Origin of the sequence: Serratia sp. CY81684 (assembly GCF_052166595.1) — a bacterium.
Taxonomy (GTDB): domain Bacteria; phylum Pseudomonadota; class Gammaproteobacteria; order Enterobacterales; family Enterobacteriaceae; genus Serratia; species Serratia nematodiphila.
In genome coordinates this window covers 1,321,532-1,346,152 of record NZ_JBJNOO010000003.1, presented here as the reverse complement: position 1 = coordinate 1,346,152, position 24,621 = coordinate 1,321,532, and the positions used below count along the sequence as shown (strand labels likewise).

Below are 24,621 nucleotides of genomic sequence, written 5' to 3'. Positions count from 1 at the left end.
ATGTCGTCAACACAACCCAACAGCTTTGCCCATCGCCCGGTGCGGGTGCTGGTGGTCGGCGCCGGGGCGCGCGGTGAGATCTACTCGCGCTATGCGCTGGCGCATCCCGATTTGATGCAGGTGGTGGCGGTAGCGGAACCGCGCGACGCCTACCGCGAGCCGTTCGTGGCGCAGCATGCCATCGCGCCGGAAAACGTCTTCACCGACTGGCGTCAGGCCGCCGACGCCGGCAAGCTGGCCGACGCGGTGCTGATCTGCACCCAGGATCAGATGCACCTCGAACCGGCGCTGGCCTTCGCCCGCCAGGGCTACGCCATGCTGCTGGAAAAACCGCTGTCGCCGGACGCCGACGAGTGCCGCGCCATCGTCGCCGAGGTGACGCGCCAAAAGCTGATCTTCTCGGTCGGCCACGTGCTGCGTTACACCCGCTATACCCAAAAGCTCAAGCAGCTGCTGCGCGACGGCGCGATCGGCGATATCGTCAGCCTGCAACATTTGGAACCGGTCGGCTACTGGCATCAGGCCCACTCCTTCGTGCGCGGCAACTGGCGCAACGATCGGCAGGCCGCTTTTATGCTGCTGCAGAAATCCTGCCACGACATCGACTGGATCCGCTACGTGATGGAACAGCCCTGCGAACAGGTCAGCTCCTTCGGCAACCTGCGCCACTTCCGCCAGGAAAACCAACCGGCCGGCGCGGCGGACAACTGCCTGGATTGCGCGGTAGAGGCAAACTGCCCCTATTCCGCCAAACGCATCTATCTGGGCGACAATCACAAGGCCACGCCCGGTTTTCTGCGGGTGCTGACGCCGGAACCCGACCAGACGACGCTGCGGGCGGCGCTGCGCGACGGGCCTTACGGACGCTGCGTCTACCGCTGCGACAATAATGTGGTCGACCATCAGGTGGTCAATATGCAGTTCGCCGGCGGCCGCACCGCGTCGTTCACCATGACGGCCTTTACCCGCCACGAAGATCGGCACACCCGCATCTTCGGCAGCCGCGGCTGCCTGGAAGGCGACGGCCGCCATATCCGCATCACCTCGTTCCTCGACGACGGTGAAACGCATTACGACACCGACGCCGGCCAGGATCTGCACGCCATGGCCGGCCACGGCGGCGGCGACTACTACCTGATGCAGCACTTTATCGCGGCCATTCGCGCCAACGATCCGAGCCAGGTGCTGGCCGGCCCGGCGGAAGCGCTGGAGAGCCACCTGATGGTGTTCGCCGCCGAACGCGCACGCCGCGAGGCGGCGGTGGTCACCCTGAGCGGAGCCTAAAGCATGGCGATGAGAGAGATGCGTTACGGCTTCGACATCGGCGGCACCAAAATTGAAATGGCCGCTTACGATCGCCGGCTCAATCAGGTGCTGCTCCAGCGGGTGCGCACCCCAACCGGCGATTACGGCGAGTTCGTGGCCTGCATCGCCGGGCTGGCCGAGCAGGCGGATCGCGAACTGCACACGCGCGGCAGCATCGGCATCGGTTTACCGGGGATCACCGATCCCGTCAGCCGCCGCCAGTTAGCGGTCAACGTGCCCTGCCTGACCGGCCATTGCCTGGCGGATGACCTGACGCAGGCGTTGGCGCGACCTATCGCCATCGAGAACGACTGCCGCTGCTTCGCGCTGTCGGAAGCCAGCACGCCGCAAACCGCGCACCTGCCGCTGGTGTTCGGCGCCATCATCGGCACCGGTGCCGGCGGCGGCCTGGTGGTGAACCGGCAACTGCACAAAGGGCGCAGCGGCGTGGCGGGCGAATGGGGCCATATGCCGATATCGGCCCAGCTGGCGCAACGTTACGATCTGCCGCTGTTCAGCTGCAACTGCGGGCTGACCGGCTGCTTTGAACGCTACGTCTCCGGCAGCGGGCTGCTGGCGCTGAGCCGCCATTTCTCCCATCCGGCCGCCGACGTGCCGGCGCTGGTCGCCTGCTATCGTGCCGGTGATGCGCTCGCACAACGGCTGATGACCATGTACGTCGACATCCTGGCCAGCGCGCTGGCCGGCTTACAGCTGCTGCTGGACGTCGATGCCTTCGTGCTGGGCGGCGGGCTGTCCAACGTCGGCGAGCTGTATCGGCTGTTGCCGCCGGCGATGCGGCGCTGGCTGCTGCCGGGCGTGGAACCGGCGGCGGTGTTCCCGCCGGTGCACGGTGACAGCAGCGGCGTGCGCGGCGCAGCGCTTTTAAGCGCGCCGGCATAAAAAAACAGTGAAAGCCCGGCGGTTGTCGAGCGATCGCTGCGGCTTTCGGCATCGATGGACTGAATGAATAAGCGCTGGGAATTGGCGACTGAAAAATAACGAATTTGCCGTTTTCACTTTGCGTTAACACCGCTTTCGGTTGCCGCTCAACCGAAAGCAAAATCAAATATAACCAACTGATAGATATGGATATTTTAAAATTAATCGATTGCATTTCAGTGTTTCGTTTGCTGTAATTTGCCACGAACAACTGAAAGCGCTCCGGTCGGTATCGCTGCGGCTTATTAAGCCGCGGTCGGGCACGGCTACAGGTAAATCAGGAGTCTGCATTAATGATCAATACCGCAAAACGCCGGGAATTAATTATCGACCAGCTGTGCCGCGAGGGCACGGTGCGCGTGGAGCAGCTTAGCCAGCAGTTTTCGGTGTCCAGCGTCACCATCCGCAGCGATCTGCGCCAGCTGGAAAAACACGGCTGCGCGGTGCGTGCCTACGGCGGCGCCATGTTGAACAAACAGTTCGCCTTCGACCGCCCGCTGCAGGACAAGGGCCGCATCAATCGCGACGTAAAACACGCCATCGCCTGCGCGGCGGCGGCGCTGATTGAAGACGGCGACGCCGTCATCCTCGACTCCGGCTCCACCACCAGCCAAATGGCGCCGCAGCTGGCGGGGAAAAAGGATCTGGTGGTGATGACCAACGCGCTCAACATCGCTTTCGAACTGGCCAACAACGAGCAGATCGACCTGATGGTGGTCGGCGGCAGCGTGCGCCGCAAAGCCTGGTCGCTGTACGGCCCCGCCGCCGAACAACAGCTGCGCCAGTATCGGTTCGACAAGCTTTTTCTCGGCGTCGACGGCTTCGATCTCGCGAGCGGCATCACCACGCCGGATCCGGGCGAAGCGCAGCTGAACCGGGTGATGTGCGAGGTGGCGCGCGAAGTGATCGCCATCGCCGACGCCAGCAAATTCGGCCGCACCAGCTTTTGCATGATCCGCGACATCGGCCAGATCCACCGCCTGGTCACCGACAGCCGCATTCCTGAACACTATCTGCAGGCGCTGCACCATTTAGGGATCGACGTGATTATCGCCGACCGTTAACCGAGGCTTTTTAAGGAGCTGTCATCATGAACGCGTATTTCTCTTACGAGACGAATTGGCTGAAGCAGCGCAACGCCTGGCATACCGCCGCAGAAATTTGGCAACAGCCGGATTTGTGGGCGACGCTGCATCGCCAACTGCAGGATCAACAGGCGCAGTGGCAGCCGTTCCTGGCGCCGCTGCTGGCCAATCCGCGCCTGCAAATCGTGCTGTGCGGCGCCGGCAGCTCGGCGTTCGCCGGCCGCGCTCTGGCCCCCTGGCTGCGCGAACGCACCGGCCGCGACGTGGTGGCCTACGGCACCACCGATATTGTCGCCAACCCGCTGCAGTATCTCGACCCTGAGCGGCCGACGCTGCTGGTCTCCTTCGCCCGCTCGGGCAACAGCCCGGAAAGCGTGGCGACGGTGGAGCTGGCCGACCAACTGCTGCCGGAAAGCTACCACCTGATGCTGGTGTGCAACCCGGACAGCCGGCTGGCGCAGTACGCGCATCAGCGTGGCAACGTCTGCTCGCTGGTAATGCCGCAGGGCGCCAACGATCAGAGCTTCGCCATGACCTCCAGCTTCAGCTGCATGATGCTGAGCGCCGCGCTGCTGCTCGGCCCAACGTCGCTTGAGGCCGCCCAGGCGCCGTTGAACGCCATGGTGCAGCGCTGCCGCACACTGCGCGAAACGCTGCAGCCGCAGGTGAAGGCGCTGGCCGCCAGCGGTTTCCGCCGTTATATCACCCTCGGCGGCAGCTGCTTTACCGGCCTCGCCGAAGAGGCTTCGCTCAAGATGCTGGAGCTGACCGCCGGCCGCATCGTTACGCGCTACGACTCGCCGCTCGGCCTGCGCCATGGCCCGAAATTTATGGTCGACGGCCAGACATTGGTGGTGCTGATGTTCTCCCACCACGACTACGCCCGTCAGTATGACCGCGACCTGTGGAACGAACTGCAGCGCGACGGACTGGCAATGCAGCTGGTCGGATTGACCGGCGAACGCCAACCTCTCGCCGATGCCCTGCTGCATATGCACGATGCCGCTGACGATATCTGGCTGCTGTTCCCGTACCTGCTGTTCAGCCAAATGCTGGCCTTCGAGAGTTCGCTGGCGCTGGGGCTGACCCCGGACAACCCTTGCCCGACCGGCGAGGTTAACCGGGTGGTGAAAGGCGTGACGATTTACCGTTTTCCTTCCCTCGAGCTGTAAGGAGATCCCATGTATCTGATAGCCAACCGAGACATGCTGCTAAAGGCGCAGCGCCAGGGTTACGCCGTGCCGGCGTTTAACGTCCACAATCTGGAAACCGTGCAGGTGGTGGCGGAGACCGCCGCCGAGCTGCGCTCGCCGGTGATCATGGCCGGCACGCCCGGCACCTTCAGCTATGCCGGCACCGACTACCTGATCGGCATCTGCCAGGCGGCCGCGCACCGCTACGATCTGCCGCTGGCGCTGCATCTCGATCATCACGAAGAGCTCGATGACATCGAGCACAAGGTAAAAAGCGGCATCCGCTCGGTGATGATCGACGGCTCCCATTTGCCGTTCGAGCAGAATATCGCCAAGGTGGCCGCCGCAGTGGCCCTGTGCCACCGCTACGGCGCCAGCGTGGAGGCGGAGCTGGGCCGCCTGGGCGGGCAGGAAGACGATTTGATCGTCGATACGGCGGACAGCTTCTATACCGACCCGGTGGCGGCACGCGAGTTCGTCGCCGCCACCGGCATCGATTCGCTGGCGGTGGCGATCGGTTCCGCCCACGGCCTGTACCACGGCGAACCGAAGCTGGACTTCGAGCGCCTGGCGCTGATCCGCGAGCAGGTGGACGTCCCCCTGGTACTGCACGGCGCTTCCGGCATTCCGGAAGCGATGGTCAAGCGCGCGATCTCGCTCGGCGTTTGCAAGGTCAACGTCGCCACCGAATTGAAAATCGCCTTCGCCGATGCGGTAAAAAGCTACTTTTCACAGCACCCGGATGCCAACGATCCGCGCAAATACATCGTCCCCGGCAAGCTGGCGATGAAAGAAGTGGTGGCGGAAAAGATCCGCATCTGCGGCAGCAGCGGCATGCTGTAACCCCGCTCTCGCCCCCGTTGCTGCCGCCGCGCAACGGGGACGAAACAGCCCGCCCTTGTCCGACTTTCCTGAGAGAACGATCACAGCCTGTTATCCCGCCTGCGCCTGAAATCATTAACCGGTCTTCACTATGATCCAAATCATGGTTTTACTCATCCTACCTCCCTATTATCAAATTCATTGAATGCGGGCAGTAGGATTTTTGCCCATTCGTTTTTATTTCTCCAAGCGAAATAGCTTATTTGATGAAAACAAGCGCGCTTGTTTTTTAATTGGCAGTGTTTTTACTCTGAAAGGAACAGCATATGAACCATTACTTAGCCGTATTAAGCGCATTGGTCATTCTGCCCTTCGCTCTGCAAGCAAAACCGCTTTCCGGCAGCCAGGTCGCCTCCGGCGTCGTGCGCTTCACCGGCGCCATTACCACGCCGGCCTGCACCGTCAAACATCAGGATGAAAAGCTTATCTCCAGCTGCTTCGGTAAAGTGACGGAATATCAGAACGGGTATATATCCTCTTCGTTAAAAGAGATGCCAAAAGAATTAGTTTCTGCCGTCAGCAGTGAGTTGGTGAATAACGATCCCCATTTAAAGCGCGTGACTATCAGCTATAAGTAAGCACAAAGCGTTACTGCCTGCTTAAATAATAAACAAGACACAACTTGTCTTGATGACTTATAAATTTATTTTATAAATTTATCGCACAATAACTCCCCGCCTTACCGTAAGCCGGCTATTCGGGCAACCCTGCGGTTGCCCATCAGCATGTCCGAAATCCGCCATCGCACCCTCCCATTTCATGCGATAATCGCCACACTAAACTGAGGAGTGAGCCAGATGCAGACTTTTTTGATTGATCGTACCGCCACGCCGGTGGGAGAACTGGTGCTGATTGCCGATGAACAGGGGCGCCTGCGGGCGATCGACTGGACCGATCACGAAGCGCGCCTGATGAAGCTGCTGAACACCCACTACCGCGCCGATCGGTTCACCCTGCGCGAACAGCGCGATCCCAGCGGGCTGACCGACGCCATGCAGCGCTATTTCGCCGGGGAACTGAGCATTATCGATCGGTTGCCGGTGATGACCGCCGGCACCGAGTTCCAGCGCACCGTCTGGCAACAGCTGCGCCAAATCCCCTGTGGCGAGATCCTGACCTACGGCCAGCTGGCGCAACGCATCGGCCGTCCGACCGCCTCGCGCGCCGTCGGCATGGCCAACGGTTCAAATCCGATCAGCATCGTGGTGCCCTGCCATCGAGTGATCGGTTCGCAGGGCGCGCTGACCGGCTATGCCGGCGGCGTACAGCGCAAGCAGTGGCTGCTGCAGCATGAAGGCTACCTGCCGAAAAGTTTGCTGTAGCCGCTGCGATCGGCTTATCCAGCGCCATTGTTTGGCGCTGCTTAATAAAGCACAGTGCCCAACGCCGCGCTCGTGCCCGCAGGGCACTATTAATAACTTGTGTGAATAGAACACATAAGTCACAAATAATACTCATAACTTCAGTCCGATACAGAATAATCGGCGGCATGTGTGCGCAAAATTCGCACACAATACCCCTATTCATGCTAATGCCACCCTTATCAGCTGCAGCAAAAGATGTTAAAATTGACTCATATCAATTATTGAATGAGCGTAATCTATGATCCCGGAAAAACGCGTGATTCGTCGTATCCAGTCTGGTGGTTGTGCGATCCATTGCCAGGACTGCAGCATCAGCCAGCTGTGCATTCCTTTCACCCTCAATGCTCACGAGCTGGACCAGCTCGACAACATTATCGAGAGGAAGAAGCCCATCCAGAAAGGCCAGACCTTGTTCAAGGCCGGCGACGAGCTGAAATCGCTGTACGCGATCCGTTCCGGGACCATCAAAAGCTACACCATCACCGAGCAAGGTGATGAGCAGATCACCGGCTTCCACCTGGCGGGCGACCTGGTAGGCTTCGACGCCATCGGCGGCCTGAAGCACCCGAGCTTCGCTCAGGCGCTGGAAACTTCGATGGTGTGCGAGATCCCGTTCGAGACCCTCGACGATCTGTCCGGCAAAATGCCGAACCTGCGTCAGCAAATCATGCGGTTGATGAGCGGCGAGATCAAAGGCGACCAGGACATGATCCTGCTGCTGTCGAAGAAAAACGCCGAAGAGCGCCTGGCGGCGTTCGTTTACAACCTGTCGCGCCGCTTTGCGGAGCGCGGCTTCTCACCGCGTGAGTTCCGGTTGACCATGACCCGCGGCGACATCGGCAACTACCTTGGGCTGACGGTGGAAACCATCAGCCGCCTGCTGGGGCGCTTCCAGAAAAGCGAAATCCTCAGCGTGAAAGGCAAATACATCACCATCGAAAACGCCGACGCGCTGTCGGTGCTGGCCGGTACGCCGCGCATCAACGTGACCGTCAACGCCTGATCCCCCCGCCGGATCAACATTTCACCGAAATTGTTGATCCGGCACGCTTCCGTTGTTGTTCTGTTTTTCAATGTTGGGTTACTCTGTAAATTAACAGACTGTTGATTTCAGCTGTAAGGAGGCCCTATGGCGAAGTATCAGAATCTTCTGGTGGCTATTGACCCCAATCAGGACGATCAGCCGGCATTGCGCCGCGCCGTGTACCTGGTAAAACGGAACGGCGGGCGCATCAAGGCCTTCCTGCCCATCTATGACTTCTCTTACGAAATGACGACCCTGCTCTCCCCGGATGAAAGAACGGCGATGCGGCAAGGTGTGATCAGCCAACGCGCCGCCTGGATCAACGAGCAGTGCCGCTTCTATCTCAACGACGGCGTGCCGATCGAAATCAAAGTGGTTTGGCATAACCGCCCCTTCGAAGCCATCATTCAGGAAGTGCTTTCCGGTCAACATGACCTGCTGCTGAAAATGGCGCACCAGCACGACCGGTTGGAGTCGGTGATCTTTACCCCCACCGACTGGCACCTGCTGCGCAAATGCCCTTGCCCGGTGTGGATGGTGAAAGACCAGCCCTGGCCGGAAGGCGGCAAGGCGCTGGTGGCGGTCAATCTGGCCAGCGAAGAACCCTATCACGACCCGCTCAATATCAAACTGGTGCAAGAAACCGTCGAACTGGCGCAAAACGTCAACCAGACCGAGGTTCATCTGGTCGGTGCCTATCCCGTTACCCCGATCAACATCGCCATCGAATTGCCCGACTTCGACCCGAGCGTCTACAACGACGCCATTCGCGGCCAGCATCTGATCGCCATGAAGGCGCTGCGGCAGAAATTCTGCATTAAGGAAGAGTTCACCCACGTGGAAAAAGGCCTGCCGGAAGAGGTCATCCCCGATCTGGCCGAACATCTGCAGGCCGGCGTGGTGGTGCTGGGCACCCTGGGCCGTACCGGTATTTCAGCCGCCTTTATCGGCAACACCGCGGAACATGTGATCGATCATCTGAAATGCGACCTGCTGGTGATTAAACCGGAAAACTTCAACTGCCCGATCGAGGCGGATGAAGATGATGAGCATGACGACGAAGATTAACCTTCGTGCATAAAAAACGGGCCGCTTAGCGGCCCGTTTTTTTGGTTGCCCAATTCTACTTCTGCAACGCCCGCAGAATCGCTTCCACGCTGTCTTTGGCGTCGCCGAACAGCATCTGGGTGTTCTCCTTGAAGAACAGCGGGTTCTGCACGCCGGCGTAGCCGGTGTTCATCGAGCGTTTGAACGCGATCACGTTCTGCGCTTTCCACACTTCCAATACCGGCATGCCGGCGATCGGGCTGCGCGGATCCTCCAGCGCCGCCGGGTTCACCGTATCGTTGGCGCCAATTACCAGCACGGTATCGGTATCCGGGAAATCGTCGTTGATTTCATCCATCTCCAGCACCACGTCGTACGGCACCTTCGCTTCCGCCAGCAGCACGTTCATGTGGCCCGGCAAGCGCCCCGCGACCGGGTGAATGCCGAAACGCACCTTCACGCCGCGCGCCCGCAGTTTTTCGGTGATTTCCGCCACCGGATACTGCGCCTGCGCCACCGCCATGCCGTAGCCCGGGGTGATGATCACCGAGGTGGAGTTCTTCAACTGCTCGGCCACCTCTTCCGCCGTGGTTTCACGGTATTCGCCCATCTCTTCGGCGTCGCCGGTGGATGAACCGTCACTGCCGAAACCGCCGGCGATCACGCTGATAAACGAACGGTTCATCGCCTTGCACATGATGTAAGACAGTATCGCCCCCGAAGAACCCACCAGCGCGCCGGTGACGATCAGCAGATCGTTGCTCAGCATGAAGCCCGCAGCGGCCGCCGCCCACCCCGAGTAAGAGTTGAGCATCGACACCACCACCGGCATGTCGGCGCCGCCGATCGAGGCGACCAGATGCCAGCCGAACGCCAGTGCGATCGCCGTCATCAGCAGCAGCGCTATCACCTGCCAGCCCACGCTGTCGGTACGCACGAACGCCACCAGCAGCAGGAACGAGATCACCAGCGCCGCCAGATTCAGCTTGTGGCGGTTCGGCAGCATCAGCGGTTTGGAAGAGATGATGCCGCGCAGCTTGCCGAAGGCGACGATCGACCCGGTGAAGGTCACGGCGCCGATAAAGATGCCGAGGAACACTTCGGTCAGATGGATATTCGCCATCACCGGCTCCATCGGCGCGCCGTGATCCAGGTAGCTGTTGAAGCCAACCAGCACCGCCGCCAGGCCAACGAAGCTGTGCAGCACCGCCACCAGCTCCGGCATTTCGGTCATCTCGACCTTTTTCGCCAGATAGACGCCGATCGAGCCGCCGATGATCATGGCGATGATGATCCAGCCGACGTTGCCGGAATCCGGCCCCAAGATGGTGGCGATCAGCGCGATCGCCATGCCGGCGACGCCGAACAGGTTGCCCTGCTTCGACGTTTCATGACGCGACAGGCCCGCCAGGCTGAAAATAAACAAAATAGCGGCAACAATGTATGCAGCTGTAACCAATCCTCCAGACATTTGTTACCCCTTAGTTCTTGCGGAACATCTTCAGCATGCGCTGAGTGACGGTGAACCCACCGAAAATATTGATGCTGGCGATCAGCACGGCAATAAAGGAGAGGAAACTCACCCAGCCGCCGTGGCCAATTTGCAGCAGCGCACCGACCACGATAATCCCTGAGATCGCGTTGGTAACCGACATCAGCGGGGTATGCAGCGCGTGGCTGACGTTCCAGACCACGTAGTAACCGACCACGCAGGCCAGCGCGAACACGGTAAAGTGCGACAGGAACTCTTTCGGCGCCGCGTCCGCCAGCCAGCCGAACAGCAGGATCGCCAGGGCCATCAGGCCATACTTCAGCCACGGCGAGGTCGGTTTGGCTTCGGGTTTGGCGGCCGGTGCGGCGGCGGGCGCCGCTTTCGGTTGGGCCGAGACCTGGATCGGCGGCGCCGGCCAGGTGATTTCACCGCTGCGCACCACGGTAACGCCGCGGATCACCGTATCGTCGAAATCGATATCGATCTCACCGTTTTTCTCTTTCGACAGCAGCTTCAGCAGGTTGACCAGGTTGGTGCCGTACAGCTGCGAAGATTGGGTCGGCAAGCGGCTCGGCAGATCGGTATAGCCGATGATTTTCACGCCGTTGTCGGTCACGGTAATGGTGTCGGCCACGGTCAGTTCGCAGTTGCCGCCGGTTTGCGCCGCCAAATCGACGATCACGCTGCCCGGCTTCATCGACGCCACCATCTCTTTGGTGATCAGCTTCGGCGCCGGTTTACCCGGGATCAGCGCGGTGGTGACGATGATGTCAACCTCCGCCGCCTGCGCGGCGAACAGCGCCATCTCGGCCTTGATAAAGGCTTCGGACATCACTTTGGCGTAGCCGTCGCCACTGCCCGCTTCCTCTTCAAAATCCAGCTCGAGGAACTCCGCCCCCATGCTCTGCACCTGCTCTTTCACTTCCGGGCGGGTGTCGAAGGCGCGCACGATGGCGCCGAGGCTGCCCGCGGCGCCGATCGCCGCCAGGCCGGCCACGCCGGCGCCGATGATCATCACCTTGGCCGGCGGCACTTTGCCGGCGGCGGTGATCTGGCCGGTGAAGAAACGGCCGAACTCATGCGCCGCTTCGACGATCGCGCGGTAGCCGGCGATGTTGGCCATCGAGCTCAGCGCGTCCATCGACTGGGCGCGCGAGATGCGCGGCACCGAGTCCATCGCCAGCGCGGTGACGTTGCGCGCCGCCAGCTTGGCCATCAATTCGGGATTTTGCGCCGGCCAGATAAAGCTGACCAGCGTGCTGCCTTCGCGCATCAAGGCGATCTCGTCGTCTTGCGGCGCGTTGACTTTCAGGATCAGATCCGACTGCCACACTTCGCTTTCGTCCACCAGCGCCGCGCCGGCGGCTTCGTAAGCGACGTCTTCAAAACTGGCCAGTTTGCCCGCCCCGCGTTCAATCGCGACGGTAAAACCCAGCTTCAGCAGTTGTTCCACCGTTTTCGGCGTGGCTGCGACCCGGGCTTCATTGGCCAACCGCTCTCTTGGTACACCAATACGCATAATGTTCCCTTCTCACCTGTCTTGGATGATGTTTATTATTTTCCTGCCCATAGCACGGCGCCGTCGGCGAGCATTGCGTTAACTTGCCCGCACTGATTTCAGGCGCCAACTATAACCTACTGAAAATAAGGTCGATGATCCATAATTGCTTACGCATTCATCCCTGTTTTTACATAAAAACGCCGCGCGCGATATGACAAATCGCAATTTACAGTGAAAAAATCCATACAGAACAGCACATTCTGCGTGACAAGAGGTTTACGCCCGGCGTAACGATTTATGGCCGCGCGCGGCGTAAAAGCATAAAAGTTATCATTTTGTGAATAATTAACATTAATGACACCAAAGCCGTTATTATGGAAACTTATGACGGCGGTGCCATCCGTGCGCCCCGCGTCGCCATCGGCGATTTGTCGCACGGGATAACATAAAATGCTGAGACAGTTTTCAGAATTACATGTAATAATCGACGGCTGAATTACACTTAAACAGTTCAGTACGTTATAAACGTTAATGCGCTAGGCGAAAGGATTTTTTATGAAGCTGAAGACCACGATCATCGCGTCAGCCTTGTTATCACTCACCGCGCTGTCTGCTCATGCGGCGCAAGAGTTAACTCCTGAGAAAGCAGCGGCACTGAAGCCGTTTGATCGCATCACGATTACCGGCCGCTTCAATGCCATCAATGAAGCCGTCGACGCCGTATCCCGCCGTGCAGACAAACTGGGTGCCGATTCCTTCTATATCCAGGACAGCAACAACAGCAACAACGGCGGCAACTGGCGCGTCACCGCAGACCTTTATCATAAAGATGCGCCAGAAGTGAGCAAAACACCAAAATACCGCGTATTTAACGGCGTGAACGAACTGCCTAAAGAGGAAGCCTACCTGCTGGAGCCTTACGATACCGTGAGCGTCAGCGGCTTCTACCGCAGCCAGCCGGACATCAACGACGCCATCTCCAAAGAAGCGAAGAAAAAAGGCGCCGCTTCGTTCTTCATCGTGCGCCAGGTTGACGCCAACTCCGGCGGCAACCAGTTCGTCACCGCCTATATCTATAAGGCCGATGCGCCGAAACGCCGCGTGCAGAGCCCGGACGCCATTCCGGCCGATTCTGACGCCGGGCGCGCCGCCCTGGCCGCCGGCGGCGCCGCAGCCGCGAAAGTCGAAATTCCTGGCGTCGCGTCTTCCGGTTCGCCAAGCCGCGAAGTGGGCCGTTTCTTCGAAACCCAGTCCTCTACCGGCCAACGCTATACCGTCACGCTGCCTAACGGCACCAAGATCCAGGAAGTGAACAACGTGACCGCCGCGCAGATGGTGCCGTTCGATTCCGTCACCTTCACCGGCCACTTCAACAGCATGACCGATGTCTCCACCGAAGTGGCGAAACGCGCGGCCGAGAAAGGCGCCAAGTACTACCACGTCACCCGCCAGTGGCAGAACAAGAGCGGCGGCAACCTGACCGTCAGCGCCGATCTGTTCAAATAAAACCCGTTTTTAGGTTTACCATCGGGCAGCCCTTGAGCTGCCCGTTTTTATTGCCGCTTTTTCCATCGCGCGTTGAATAGTTTTTTGTAAATTCCGCATATTCAATCATTGCATCTCTAATCATCCCTCCGTAGAATTTGCGCCAATTTTTAGGGCTATTGTCTATTCGCGCAGTGGTTGTTAATACATTGTTGCCGCCAAGCAGTTCCCTTCCAGTTGTTTATTCTGCGTTCAGGATCCGTCATTGGAAAAAAAACTCGGTCTTACCGCGCTAACCGCTTTGGTGCTCAGCTCGATGCTGGGCGCCGGCGTGTTCAGTCTGCCGCAAAACATGGCGCAGGTCGCCAGCCCCGCCGCGCTGCTGCTGGGTTGGGGGATCACCGGCGTCGGCATTCTGTTTTTGGCATTCGCCATGCTGTTGCTTACGCGTTTGCGTCCGGATCTGGACGGCGGCATCTTCACCTACGCCAAAGAAGGATTCGGCGAACTGGTGGGCTTCTGCTCCGCCTGGGGTTACTGGCTGTGCGCCGTGATCGCCAACGTCTCGTATCTGGTGATCGTGTTCGCGGCGCTGAGCATTTTTACCGATCGCGGTGGCAACGTTATCCTCGGTGACGGCAATACCTGGCAGGCGCTGATCGCCGAATCTGCCCTGCTGTGGATCGTGCACGCGCTGGTGCTGCGCGGCGTGCAAACCGCCGCCAGCATCAATCTGGCGGCCACCCTCGCCAAGCTGTTGCCGCTGGGGATGTTCGCCGTTCTGGCGGCGATCGCCTTTAAAATGGACGTGTTCACACTGGATTTCAACGGCATCGCCCTCGGCAAACCGGTGTGGGAACAGGTCAAGGACACCATGCTGATCACCCTGTGGGTGTTTATCGGCGTGGAGGGCGCGGTGGTGGTTTCCGCCCGCGCCCGCAATAAGAAAGACGTGGGCCGCGCCACTATGCTGGCGGTGCTGTCGGCGCTGGCGGTGTATCTGATGGTCACGCTGCTGTCGCTGGGCGTGGTGCCGCGCAGCGAACTGGCGGAGATGCGCAATCCGTCGATGGCGGTGCTGATGGTAGAACTGATCGGCCCGTGGGGAGACGTGCTCATCGCCGCCGGCCTGATCGTTTCCGTGTGCGGCGCCTACCTGAGCTGGACCATCATGGCGGCGGAAGTGCCGCTGCTGGCCGCGCAGCACGGCGCGTTTCCGCGCGTGTTCGGCAAGCAGAACCGCCATCACGCCCCGTCCTCTTCGCTGTGGCTGACCAACATCGCGGTGCAACTGGCGCTGGTGCTGATTTGGCTGACCGGCAGCAACTACAACTCGCTGTTGACCATCGCGTCAGAGATGATCCTGGTGCCTTACTTCCTGGTTGGCGCGTTTCTGTTCAAGGTGGCTTACCGCCGCCGCGACAAACGCCTGATCTTCGCCGCCACCGGCGCCTGCGTCTATGGCCTGTGGCTGCTGTATGCTTCCGGGCTGATGCACTTGCTGATGTCGGTGCTGCTGTATGCGCCTGGGCTGTTGGTGTTCATGTATGCCCGCCGCGGCCATCGAGATATCAATCTGCTCAATCGCCTGGAAAAAAGCAGCATCTTCTTGCTGCTGGTGGCCACGCTGCCTGCCGGCTGGTTTATGTTGCACTAAAATCGCCTGCCCATGCGGCTGCCCGTCAGCCGCATTTTGCTTCCTCTTTTTCCCCTGCTACCGCGTTTCCCCCCTTTGTACAGTCAGCCATGCGCCACGCTTGCGATCTCAAATGCAATTAATTATCATTATCATTTATTGGTCAATGGTAAGACGCGAGTGCCCCTGGCGAGAGGCGTCAGGCGGCGGATGAAGACAGGCTGAAAATGGAAGGCATTTCATGGCTGAGAAACTGCTGCACGCATTACCTTTGTTTACCGCCTGGGAGGCGCTGATCGCTGAGGGCAACACGGCATTCAATCAGCGGCGCGATCGCCTGGCGATGGCGCGCTATCAACAGGCGCTGGAGGGGGCTCAGGCGATCATCGCCGAGAAGCCCTGGCTGAATGCGGAATATACCGCCAGATTTGAAGCGCTGAATATTTTCGAGTCTGCCCTTGCCGCGCTGATCGTCACGTTCAACAACATTACCCATCTGCGCCTGCGGCAGAAGCCTCTTCGCGGCGTCGAGCTGCATGTTCATCAGGCCCGAGTCGCTATCGAGCAACTGTTGGACGATACGTCGCTGTGCGAACAGATGCAGCAGATCGCCGAACGGCACCTGCTGCGTTTCAGGATTGAAACTCTGCACTTGCTGCGCGAACACCGGCTGCCGGAAACCAGCGTCTGCGCGCCGGCGGCCAACGCTTCCGCTACCTTGCATTAAAAGTGACACACCAATCTGAGGGTCATCTGTAATGAATGAATTGAATGACGAGATGAAGAAGATGCTGGCTAAACAGCTGCCTGTGCAGGCGACCAGCAGCCCGAACGGCGTTCCCGATATCGGCCCCAAGCGCTCTTTGCGCCTCTATGATGACCGTACGCTGATTTACAACGAAAATACCGGTGGCCAAACGCTGAAAAACATCAAGGCCGGCTCGAAAATGGCCGTGGTGATCATCGATCGCGAGGCGCTGGACGGTTACCGCTTCGTTGGCACGCCCGAACTGTTTCTGGCGGGCAAGCCGTTTGACGATGCGTTGACGTTTGCGGAAAAAAATGGGATGAAGCCGCCGAAGTACGCGGTGTTAATTCATATAGACAGTATTTATACCCTGCGCTCCGGCCCGAATGCCGGGACCCAGCTCTAGACACCGGCCGTCATGCGGCGTGAGACATCACGTTCATGGTTAGGCCATCGCGGTAAGTCAATTGCCTAACCATGAACGGGCGGCCTGGTCGGTACACCCGGTCAGCTTTTAGGGGGAATGGTGATGGTCATGCGCTCACCCACCAGGGCGATCGCAATGCCTTCCTCGCACTCTTTTTGAATGGCCGCCAGCTGTTGTGCTTCCAGCGCATAGGGCAACTGAATATCAAACACCGTCAGGCCCTGCTGCTGCGCCAGGTCAATCAGGCGCACGATATTGGTTTCATCGCTGACCTGTGTCGACACCACTTGCAGCGCCAGCTCTTTCAACTGCTCTTTGCGCGTTTGTGACGTGGTCACGCGCGATTTCAACACCATGCCGAAGATCGGCATCACACCATAAATAGCATCAACAAAGCGCCAGTGCTTCCTGCACGATGCGGACAGAAAATCCATATAGTCGAAACAGATTTTCTCACTGCGCGCGATGGATGCAAGGTGATTGCTGTTCATCCCCTCATTCCTCTCATGGCCAGTGTTAACCCGTGGTCTTTCAAGCCGCCGCCGGGCGGCAACCTGAAACGCATTGGGGATCTTACATCCAGAAATGGATAATCATGCGAAGCTTTAACGACTTTCCGCCGTATGATGGCATAATTCCCCTATTGTTTGCCAGTCTGTCCAGGAGCTTTAATCAATGGAACACCCCAACTCTGCCCCGGTGCTGATTACCGGCGGCGCGCGGCGCATCGGGCTGGCGCTCGCCAGAGCGTTTCTCCAGCGCGGCGTTCCCGTCATCATCGCCTATCGCAGCGAATATCCGGCGATGACCGAGTTGAAAGCCTTGGGCGCCAGTTGCATTCAAGGCGATTTTTCCACGCACGAAGGTATCTACCGTTTCGCCGACCAGGTGCGGCAGGTGGCGCCCAAATTGCGCGCGGTGATCCACAACGCCAGCGCCTGGCAGGCCGAGTCGGCGGAAGTGCCGCCGGAGCAAGTGATGGCGGCGATGCTGCAAATTCACGTCTATACGCCCTATTTGCTCAACCAACTGCTCGAATCTTGCCTGACCGGCCAGGGCCAGGCGGGCGCTGACATTATCCATCTGACCGACTACGTGGTGGAAAAAGGCAGCGACAAACATATCGCCTACGCCGCCAGCAAGGCCGCGCTGGACAATATGACCCGATCGTTCGCCCGCAAGCTGGCGCCGGAGGTGAAGGTCAACGCCATCGCGCCGGCGCTGATCATCTTCAATCCGGGCGACGATGAGGCCTACCGCCAACAAGCGCTGGCGAAATCGCTGATGAAGGTCGCGCCGGGCGAGAGCGAAGTGGTCAATCTGGTGAACTACCTGCTGGAGAGCCGTTACGTGACCGGCCGCACCCACGGCGTCGACGGCGGGCGGCCGCTGCGCTGAGGCAAAGATCCGCATGGCGCATCGCTGTAGGCCGCGCTATGCTGAAATCCGCTTTTCTTATTAAAACACGGGCATATGCATAAAATTGTTTTTGTGGAAGACGATCCTGAAGTCGGCAAGCTGATCGCCGCCTATCTGGGCAAACACGACATCGAGGTGCTGATCGAACCGCGCGGCGACAGCGCGCAGGCGCGCATTGAGCGCGAGCAACCCGATCTGGTGCTGCTGGACATCATGCTGCCCGGCAAAGACGGCATGACGCTGTGCCGCGATCTGCGCCCTACCTTCCCCGGCCCGATCGTGCTGCTCACCTCGCTCGACAGCGACATGAACCATATTCTGTCGCTGGAGATGGGCGCCAACGACTATATCCTGAAAACCACGCCGCCGGCGGTGTTGCTGGCCCGCCTGCGTTTGCACCTGCGCCAACACAGCCAGCAGCCGAAAGAAGAGTCGGTTCAGCCGCTCACCCAGCACAACGCGCTGCATTTCGGGCTGTTGTGCATCGATCCGGTCAACCGGCAGGTCACGCTGGGCGAAGAGACGATCACCCTGTCCACCTCGGATTTCGATTTGTTGTGGGAATTGGCGACCCACGCCGGGCAGATCATGGATCGTGAGGCGTTGCTGCAAAACCTGCGCGGCGTAAGCTATGACGGCATGGATCGCAGCATCGACGTGGCGATCTCCCGCCTGCGCCGCAAGCTGTACGATAACGCGCTGGAACCGTTCCGCATCAAGACCGTGCGCAATAAAGGCTATCTGTTCGCCCCTAACGCCTGGGCATCGGTGCAACAATGAGAAAACTTTTCGTCCAGTTCTTCCTGTTGCTGTTCGTCTGTTTTCTGGTGATGGCGATGCTGGTTGGCCTGGTGTACAAGGTGACCGCCGAGCGCGCTGGCCGCCAGTCGATGGACGATCTGATGAAAAGTTCGCTGTACCTGATGCGCAGCGAGCTGCGCGAAATCCCGTTGAAGGACTGGAACAAGACCATCGCCACGCTGGATCTCAATCTGTCGTTCAAACTGCATATCGAACCGCTCGGCAAACAGGCGTTGAGCGAGGATCTGAAAAAACGGCTGCGGCTGGGGGAAATCATCGCCCTCGACGATCAGTACACCTTTATGCAGCGCATTCCGCGCAGCCACTACGTGTTAGTGGTCGGCCCCATTCCTTATCTGTTCTACCTACACCAGATGCGCCTGCTGGATCTGGTATTGCTGGTGTTTATCGGCATGTCGCTGGCGCTGCCGGTGTTTCTGTGGATGCGGCCGCACTGGCAAGACCTGCTCAAATTGGAAAACGCCGCCCAGCGGCTCGGCGCCGGGCATCTGGATGAGCGCACCCACTTCGATCCCACCTCCAGCCTGAGCCGGCTCGGCGTGGCGTTCAACCAGATGGCCGACAGCGTCAACACCCTGATCGCCAGCAAGAAACAGCTGATCGACGGCATCGCGCACGAGCTGCGAACGCCGCTGGTGCGCCTGCGTTACCGGCTCGAAATGAGCGATAATCTGTCCGAAAGCGAGCAGCAGGCGCTGAACCGCGATATCGGCCAGCTGGAGTCGCTGATCGACGAGCTGCTGACCTATGCCCGTTTGGACCGCCCGCAGGTTGCGTTAAACATTGAACCCATCGATCTGCCAAAATGGCTTGAGGACAAGGTCGATGATATCCGTCTTATTCATCAGGAACGTGACATCCAGCTCGATATCCCACACGTCGGCGACTTCGGCGGCGTCGATCTGCGCCTGATGGAGCGCGTGCTCGACAACCTGGTCAACAACGCGCTGCGCTATTCCGAACAGCGTCTGCGCGTCGGCCTGTGGTTTGACGGCGACCTCGCCTGCTTGCAGGTCGAGGATGACGGGCCGGGCATTCCGCCGGAAGAGCGTGAACGGGTGTTTGAACCTTTCGTCCGTCTCGACCCCAGCCGCGATCGCGCTACCGGCGGCTGCGGGTTGGGACTGGCCATCGTCCATTCCATCGCCGTCGCCTACCAGGGGCAGGTGTTCGTCGAAGGCAGTTCGCTCGGCGGCGCCAGTTTCCGTTTCTGCTGGCCGGTAAAGCCGACATTCAGTTTAAAAGCCGATCTGGCATAATGCCGCCAGACCTTCTCATTGGAGCCGAATAATAATGACATCTGCACATTCCAACACGTCTGCTTACGATCACCTGCGCGCCCTGTTCAGCCGGTTGTCGCGTTTCGGCCACCTGTCCGCCATCGCCGGTTGGGACATGCAAACCATGATGCCACCGGGCGGCAGCAAGGCGCGCTCCGAAGCGCTGGCCGAGCTGAGCGTACTGCAGCACCAGATTTTAACCGCACAAAGCACCGGCGCGCTGTTGGATCGCGCGCAGCAAGAGACGCTGGACGAACTCGACCGCGCCAACCTGCGCGAGATGCGCCGCCAATATGAAGACGCCGTGCTGCTGCCGGCGTCGCTGGTCGAGGCCAAGTCGCTCGCGGGTGCGCGCTGCGAACACGCCTGGCGCGCCCAGCGCCCGGCCAACGATTGGGACGGCTTCGCCGACAACCTGCGCGAGGTGGTCAAGCTCAGCCGGGAAGAGGCGCAGATCCGCGCGCAGGCGGCAGGCACAAGCCGTTATGATGCCCTGCTCAACCTGTATGAGCCGGGCATGCGCAGCAGCGATCTTGACCGTATCTTCGGCGATCTGAAAACCTGGCTGCCGGATCTGCTGCAACGCGTGGTGGCCAAACAGGCCAACGAACCCTGCCAGGCGCCGCAGGGCCCGTTCAATGTGGACACCCAACGCCAGCTGAGCCTGAGCGTGATGAAACTGCTCGGTTTCAACTTTGACAACGGCCGCGTCGACGTCAGCGCCCACCCGTTCTGCGGCGGCGTGCCGGAAGATGTACGCATCACCACGCGTTACAACGAGAAAGAGTTTCTGACCGCGCTGCTCGGCATCGTGCACGAGACCGGTCACGCCCGTTACGAACAGAATCTGCCGCGCGATCTGCTTGGCCAGCCGGTCGCCCTGGCCCGTTCTACCGCTATCCACGAATCGCAGAGCCTGCTGTTCGAAATGCAGCTGGCGCGCGGCAATGAATTCCTGAAAATCTTGCGTCCGTTAGTCACCGCGCAGTTTGGCGAACAGCCGGCGCTGGAAGAGACCAACTTCATTCGCCTCAACCAGCGCGTTAAACCGGGCCTGATCCGCGTCGACGCCGACGAGGTGAGCTATCCTGCTCACGTCATCCTGCGCTACGAAATTGAAAAGGCGCTGATCGAAGGCGACATTGAAGTGGAAGACATTCCGGCGCTGTGGAATGAGAAGATGAGTGCTTACCTCGGCCTCGACACCATCGGCAACTACCGCAACGGCTGCATGCAGGATATTCACTGGACCGACGGTGCCTTCGGCTACTTCCCGACTTACACCCTCGGCGCGATGTACGCCGCGCAGCTGTTCCACAGCGTGCGTCAGGCCCTGCCTTCGCTGAACGAAGATATCGCCGCCGGCAACCTGCAGCCGCTGTTCCACTGGTTGCAGCACAACATCTGGCGCCACGGCAGCCGTTTCCCGACCGAGACGCTGATCGCCAACGCAACCGGCGAAGCGCTCAACCCACGCTATTTCCGCCAGCATTTGGAAAACCGCTACCTGTAATCTCCCCTGGCGCGGCCCTGCCGCGCCCTTTTCCCGCCTGTAAGACCGGATAATGCTTCATAACGCACGTTCTGTGCCGACATCGCCTTGGCTACAGAGTGGCGTGTGGCCACTCACCATTAGTATGTTGTAACTAAAATAGCAAGAAACGCCGGCATTCCGGCCTCTCATCCCAGTGCATGACGGGCGATCATCGCCGCCAGCTGCGGCCTCAACGAGGCCGGCAGGTCATGCCCCATGCCTGGCATGATATGCAATTTGGCGTTGGCGACCGCGCGGGCGATCGCCACCCCACCCGCCTTGCGTACCAGCCGATCGCGATCGCCGTGAATGACCAGCGTCGGCGCGGCTATGCGCCGGCTGTAGCGACGCAGATCGCCGCTGCCGAGCAACGCGGAAAGTTGCCGCTGCACGCCTTCGGGATCCACGCCCCGCTTCAACAGCCGATTCACCAATGCATCCAGCTCCGCCTCCTCCGGCGGATAAAACCGGGTACCGAGCGCGCGCAGGAAGACCTTCATTCCTTCGTGGCGCTGCTGCAGCGTCAAATCGGCCGCCGGCCGGCGCACCAACAGCCACAGCAGCGAAGGCGCCGGCGGTGGCAACAGCGGCTGATTGGTGCTGGAGAACAAGATGCATAACGAGGCGACGCGCTGCGGGTATTCGGCGGCCAGCACCTGGGCGATCATCCCTCCCATCGAAGCGCCCAGTACGTGAGCCTGCGGGATGCGTAAATGATCGAGCAGATGCGCCGCGTCCGTCGCCATGTCCGCCAGGGTATAAGGCACCGGCGTTTGCCAACCGAGCTGGGCGCGCAGCATCAGCAGCCACAACGGCTGCGTGCGTTGCGCCTGCGTTTTGCCGGAAAGGCCGACGTCGCGGTTGTCATAACGGATCACCCGAAACCCCTGAGCCACCAGGGCGCGGCAGAAGTCGTCAGGCCACAGCAACAGCTGCGCGCCGATGCCCATGATGAGCAGCAGCGGCGGATGCGCCTCATCGCCCCAGTCCTCATAGGCCAGCGGCACCTCGCCCTGTTCGGTTACGCCACAACGAATCACTATCTCGTTCATTTTAAATCCCTTTTATCGCGCCTGGCGGTCATTATAGCAGCAATCCCCTCGCCGCCGTCGCCCTGTACATTAGGTTACATGCCGAAACCAATCACTCACGGAAAGCCGGGCGCCGTTTGCCTACTATCATTTCAACGGCCCCGCAGTGGGGTTGATACCCAAAAGTCATGTTGAGGATTCTACGATGAAAAAAGTATTAGCTCTGGTTGTTGCCGCTGCAATGGGTCTGTCTTCCGTGGCTTTCGCTGCCGAGGCTGCCACCACCGCACCTGCGGCTACCGCAACCACCGCCACCGCTGCGCCGGCTAAAGCTCAGGTGAAACACCACGGCAAGAAAGCGCCGGTACAGAAAGCGCAGGCGGCCAAGAAGCATCACAAAAAAGCCGTGAAGAAAGCCCCGGCGCAAAAAGCCCAGGCGGCTAAAAAGCACCACAAGAAAACCAGCCACAAAAAAGCGTAATGACGTGAGGGTCCCCTCACCGCTTCAGGCTTGACGTGTACGACACCCGGTTCGCCGGGTGTTTTTTCATCGGGGGGTTCTCATTGATGCTGCGCCGCTACCTGTTCGAGATCGTTCTGACCGCCCTGATCCTTTGCGGACTGATCGCCGTCTTTTTTTACCTGTAGCCTGCCGCATTGCCGGCGGGAAATTATTGAAAAATCAATTATTGCCCATCCACATGGCTGCTAAATCAGTCTATAGTTAGCATTCAGTGTGTTTATGGATGATCCGTATTTGTCAGGCAAGAGATCTATGCGCATATCCGTTTTACTGTTGCTGTGCTCACTCCCGCTCATCGCTACTCAGGCGGCACGCGCCGACGGCCCGTCCAAGGCCGAGCAAACGCGTCTGTTTTTCGGCAAAGATGAACGAATCAAGGTCACGGATACCGCCGCCCAGCCGTGGCAAGCCATCGGCCAGGTCGAAACCGCCAGCGGCAATCTGTGTACCGCCACGCTGATCTCCCCGCACCTGGCGCTGACCGCCGGCCACTGCGTGCTGGCGCCGCCCGGGCAACTGGATAAAGCCATCGCTCTGCGCTTTGTGGCAGGCGATAAATCCTGGCAGTATCAAACCGGCAATATCGAGACCCTGGTCGACAGCAAGCTGGGCAAAAAGCTGAAGCCGGACGGCGATGGCTGGATCGTCCCGCCCGCTGCGGCCGCTTATGATTTTGCGCTGATCCGTCTGAAAGACAAAAAGCCGCTGCCGATCGCACCGTTGCCGCTGTGGCAAGGCGACAGCAAGGCGCTGACCCAGGCCCTGAAACAGGCCAAACGGCTGATCACTCAGGCGGGTTACCCGGAGGATCATCTGGATGACCTCTACAGCCACCAAAACTGCAAGGTCACCGGCTGGGCCCAGCAAGGCGTACTGTCGCACCAGTGTGATACCCTGCCCGGCGACAGCGGCTCACCGTTGCTGTTGAAAACCGCCGACGGCTGGCAGCTGATCGCCATCCAAAGCTCGGCACCGGCGGCGAAAGATCGCTATCGCGCCGATAACCGCGCCCTGGCGGTACCCGGCATCCGCGACGCGCTGGACGCCCTGGCGGCGGGCAACTAACCCTCTCACAACGGCGCATTATGCGCCGTTGTGCTTTTTCAGCCCCCTTGCATATAGCGCCGCGGCGTGGTGCCGGTGAACTGGCGGAAAAAAGCGATAAACGCGCTGTCGCTGGAAAACCCCAACCGCTGTGCCACCGCGCTGACCGACGGCAACGACGCCAGCAGTTCGATCGCGCGCATCAGCCGCCACTGCTGGCACCACTGCTGATAGCTCAGACCGGTTTCCCGCTGAAACAGCCGCGTCAGCGTTTTGGCGTGCAGATGCAAACGCTGCGCCAACGCCGCCAACGCCGGCAACTCGTCGCTCTCCGGCAGCGTCGCCAGCCAGGCGGCTAGACGCTTATCCTGCGGCAGCCGCAACTGGGTATTCTCGCGCTGCGCCTCGCCCAACTCATTGATCAGCACCGCCAGCAAATCGCGCGCCTGGGGCTGCGCCAACGCATAGTCCAGCGGCCAGTGCGCGATGCGCTCAACGATCGCCGCCAACAGCGGGTTTACCGCCAGCACCGCTGCCTGTGGCGGCATGGCGGTCGTCAGCGCCGGATCGAAATACAGCGAGCGATACGCGACGCGGCCACGCAGCTGCACCCGATGCGCAATGCCGCCCGGTATCCAGACGCTGCGCGTCGGCGGCAGAATCAGCCACTGCTGCGCCAACGTGACCGTCATGCACCCCTGCGGCGCATACAGCAGCTGCGAACGCTGATGCCAATGCAGCCCGGAGTCGTGCTCCACCAGTTCAGCCGCGATGCCGAGAGCCGGTGCCGGCAGCCGATCCGGGTCGAACGGGTGATGCTGTTGAATCAGCGCCATC

Annotated in this window: 26 protein-coding genes; 20 read left to right on the top strand and 6 right to left on the bottom strand. The window is 60.0% G+C overall.

The window, feature by feature from the left end; all coding sequences use genetic code 11:
• From ACJ8QF_RS14300 to uspE, 9 genes are all read left to right on the top strand, one after another.
• Window positions 1–1,284, top strand: coding sequence for a Gfo/Idh/MocA family protein (locus tag ACJ8QF_RS14300; RefSeq protein WP_004938257.1), 1,284 nt, complete (start codon window positions 1–3; stop codon window positions 1,282–1,284).
• Window positions 1,285–1,302: 18 nt separating this feature from the next.
• Entirely contained in the window at window positions 1,303–2,208 is a 906-nt protein-coding gene (locus tag ACJ8QF_RS14295) for an ROK family protein (RefSeq protein WP_131165118.1), read from the top strand.
• Between the two features lie 332 nt (window positions 2,209–2,540).
• A complete protein-coding gene (gene agaR, locus ACJ8QF_RS14290) occupies window positions 2,541–3,311 on the top strand; it encodes a transcriptional repressor AgaR (protein ID WP_004938263.1) in 771 nt (256 codons plus the stop codon).
• A 26-nt stretch (window positions 3,312–3,337) separates the two neighbouring features.
• Window positions 3,338–4,504: an SIS domain-containing protein gene (locus ACJ8QF_RS14285; protein ID WP_325961799.1), complete on the top strand. Its 1,167-nt coding sequence runs from the start codon at window positions 3,338–3,340 to the stop codon at window positions 4,502–4,504.
• A gap of 9 nt (window positions 4,505–4,513) precedes the next feature.
• Window positions 4,514–5,368 (top strand): tagatose bisphosphate family class II aldolase, encoded by an 855-nt coding sequence (locus ACJ8QF_RS14280; protein WP_033650298.1) that lies wholly within the window; start codon window positions 4,514–4,516, stop codon window positions 5,366–5,368.
• Between the two features lie 305 nt (window positions 5,369–5,673).
• Window positions 5,674–5,985, top strand: a complete 312-nt coding sequence (locus ACJ8QF_RS14275; protein WP_015377982.1) for a hypothetical protein — start codon at window positions 5,674–5,676, stop codon at window positions 5,983–5,985.
• A gap of 219 nt (window positions 5,986–6,204) precedes the next feature.
• Window positions 6,205–6,729 (top strand): methylated-DNA--[protein]-cysteine S-methyltransferase, encoded by a 525-nt coding sequence (ogt, locus tag ACJ8QF_RS14270; protein WP_004938274.1) that lies wholly within the window; start codon window positions 6,205–6,207, stop codon window positions 6,727–6,729.
• A gap of 280 nt (window positions 6,730–7,009) precedes the next feature.
• Window positions 7,010–7,774 carry an FNR family transcription factor gene (locus ACJ8QF_RS14265; protein WP_004938278.1) on the top strand — a complete coding sequence of 255 codons (765 nt, stop codon included), beginning with the start codon at window positions 7,010–7,012 and terminating at the stop codon, window positions 7,772–7,774.
• A 126-nt stretch (window positions 7,775–7,900) separates the two neighbouring features.
• Window positions 7,901–8,863 (top strand): universal stress protein UspE, encoded by a 963-nt coding sequence (gene uspE / locus ACJ8QF_RS14260; protein ID WP_004938281.1) that lies wholly within the window; start codon window positions 7,901–7,903, stop codon window positions 8,861–8,863.
• Window positions 8,864–8,918: 55 nt separating this feature from the next.
• On the opposite strand, the gene pntB is transcribed toward uspE, so the two are convergent.
• From pntB to ACJ8QF_RS14245, 3 genes are all read right to left on the bottom strand, one after another.
• The gene (pntB, locus tag ACJ8QF_RS14255) at window positions 8,919–10,313 is read right to left on the bottom strand and encodes a Re/Si-specific NAD(P)(+) transhydrogenase subunit beta (protein WP_004938285.1); all 1,395 of its coding nucleotides are present in this window, start codon (window positions 10,311–10,313) and stop codon (window positions 8,919–8,921) included.
• A 10-nt stretch (window positions 10,314–10,323) separates the two neighbouring features.
• The gene (gene pntA, locus ACJ8QF_RS14250; protein WP_004938288.1) at window positions 10,324–11,853 is read right to left on the bottom strand and encodes a Re/Si-specific NAD(P)(+) transhydrogenase subunit alpha; all 1,530 of its coding nucleotides are present in this window, start codon (window positions 11,851–11,853) and stop codon (window positions 10,324–10,326) included.
• A gap of 149 nt (window positions 11,854–12,002) precedes the next feature.
• Window positions 12,003–12,272, bottom strand: coding sequence for a hypothetical protein (locus ACJ8QF_RS14245; protein WP_144240700.1), 270 nt, complete (start codon window positions 12,270–12,272; stop codon window positions 12,003–12,005).
• 118 nt (window positions 12,273–12,390) lie between these two features.
• Here ACJ8QF_RS14245 and ydgH point away from each other — a divergent pair, with 118 nt between their 5' ends.
• The 4 genes from ydgH (at window position 12,391) to ACJ8QF_RS14225 (ending at window position 16,110) form a co-directional block, all read left to right on the top strand.
• Window positions 12,391–13,341 carry a DUF1471 family protein YdgH gene (ydgH, locus tag ACJ8QF_RS14240; RefSeq protein WP_004938291.1) on the top strand — a complete coding sequence of 317 codons (951 nt, stop codon included), beginning with the start codon at window positions 12,391–12,393 and terminating at the stop codon, window positions 13,339–13,341.
• 244 nt (window positions 13,342–13,585) lie between these two features.
• Window positions 13,586–14,977, top strand: a complete 1,392-nt coding sequence (locus tag ACJ8QF_RS14235) for an amino acid permease (protein ID WP_033632944.1) — start codon at window positions 13,586–13,588, stop codon at window positions 14,975–14,977.
• A 220-nt stretch (window positions 14,978–15,197) separates the two neighbouring features.
• Entirely contained in the window at window positions 15,198–15,683 is a 486-nt protein-coding gene (locus ACJ8QF_RS14230) for a hypothetical protein (RefSeq protein ID WP_044031151.1), read from the top strand.
• Between the two features lie 31 nt (window positions 15,684–15,714).
• On the top strand, window positions 15,715–16,110 hold the full coding sequence (locus ACJ8QF_RS14225) for a pyridoxamine 5'-phosphate oxidase family protein (protein WP_004938299.1): 396 nt from the start codon (window positions 15,715–15,717) through the stop codon (window positions 16,108–16,110).
• 101 nt (window positions 16,111–16,211) lie between these two features.
• Here ACJ8QF_RS14225 and ACJ8QF_RS14220 read toward each other — a convergent pair whose 3' ends face one another.
• Window positions 16,212–16,622: a hypothetical protein gene (locus tag ACJ8QF_RS14220; RefSeq protein ID WP_004938301.1), complete on the bottom strand. Its 411-nt coding sequence runs from the start codon at window positions 16,620–16,622 to the stop codon at window positions 16,212–16,214.
• Window positions 16,623–16,806: 184 nt separating this feature from the next.
• Between ACJ8QF_RS14220 and folM the strand changes: the two genes are divergently transcribed.
• The 4 genes from folM to ACJ8QF_RS14200 all read left to right on the top strand — a co-directional run bounded on the left by folM (window position 16,807) and on the right by ACJ8QF_RS14200 (window position 21,165).
• Window positions 16,807–17,529 (top strand): dihydromonapterin reductase, encoded by a 723-nt coding sequence (gene folM, locus ACJ8QF_RS14215; RefSeq protein WP_016927586.1) that lies wholly within the window; start codon window positions 16,807–16,809, stop codon window positions 17,527–17,529.
• Window positions 17,530–17,604: 75 nt separating this feature from the next.
• Window positions 17,605–18,330, top strand: coding sequence for a two-component system response regulator RstA (gene rstA / locus ACJ8QF_RS14210; protein ID WP_004938307.1), 726 nt, complete (start codon window positions 17,605–17,607; stop codon window positions 18,328–18,330).
• Complete coding sequence (gene rstB / locus ACJ8QF_RS14205) at window positions 18,327–19,631, top strand: two-component system sensor histidine kinase RstB (RefSeq protein ID WP_031299665.1); 1,305 nt, start codon at window positions 18,327–18,329, stop codon at window positions 19,629–19,631. Before rstA ends, rstB begins: the two co-directional genes overlap by 4 nt.
• 34 nt (window positions 19,632–19,665) lie before the next feature.
• A complete protein-coding gene (locus ACJ8QF_RS14200; RefSeq protein WP_015377988.1) occupies window positions 19,666–21,165 on the top strand; it encodes a carboxypeptidase M32 in 1,500 nt (499 codons plus the stop codon).
• Between the two features lie 167 nt (window positions 21,166–21,332).
• Here the strand turns inward: ACJ8QF_RS14200 and ACJ8QF_RS14195 are convergent, their stop codons facing one another.
• Window positions 21,333–22,238, bottom strand: coding sequence for an alpha/beta fold hydrolase (locus ACJ8QF_RS14195; protein WP_265260735.1), 906 nt, complete (start codon window positions 22,236–22,238; stop codon window positions 21,333–21,335).
• A gap of 184 nt (window positions 22,239–22,422) precedes the next feature.
• Here ACJ8QF_RS14195 and asr point away from each other — a divergent pair, with 184 nt between their 5' ends.
• The 3 genes from asr to ACJ8QF_RS14180 all read left to right on the top strand — a co-directional run bounded on the left by asr (window position 22,423) and on the right by ACJ8QF_RS14180 (window position 23,805).
• Entirely contained in the window at window positions 22,423–22,698 is a 276-nt protein-coding gene (gene asr, locus ACJ8QF_RS14190) for an acid resistance repetitive basic protein Asr (protein ID WP_004930450.1), read from the top strand.
• Window positions 22,699–22,733: 35 nt separating this feature from the next.
• Window positions 22,734–22,865 (top strand): hypothetical protein, encoded by a 132-nt coding sequence (locus ACJ8QF_RS14185; RefSeq protein ID WP_016927581.1) that lies wholly within the window; start codon window positions 22,734–22,736, stop codon window positions 22,863–22,865.
• A 127-nt stretch (window positions 22,866–22,992) separates the two neighbouring features.
• Complete coding sequence (locus tag ACJ8QF_RS14180) at window positions 22,993–23,805, top strand: trypsin-like serine peptidase (protein ID WP_004930453.1); 813 nt, start codon at window positions 22,993–22,995, stop codon at window positions 23,803–23,805.
• A gap of 38 nt (window positions 23,806–23,843) precedes the next feature.
• Here the strand turns inward: ACJ8QF_RS14180 and ACJ8QF_RS14175 are convergent, their stop codons facing one another.
• Complete coding sequence (locus ACJ8QF_RS14175) at window positions 23,844–24,620, bottom strand: AraC family transcriptional regulator (RefSeq protein WP_004930456.1); 777 nt, start codon at window positions 24,618–24,620, stop codon at window positions 23,844–23,846.
• Between the last annotated feature and the right edge of the window lies 1 nt (window position 24,621).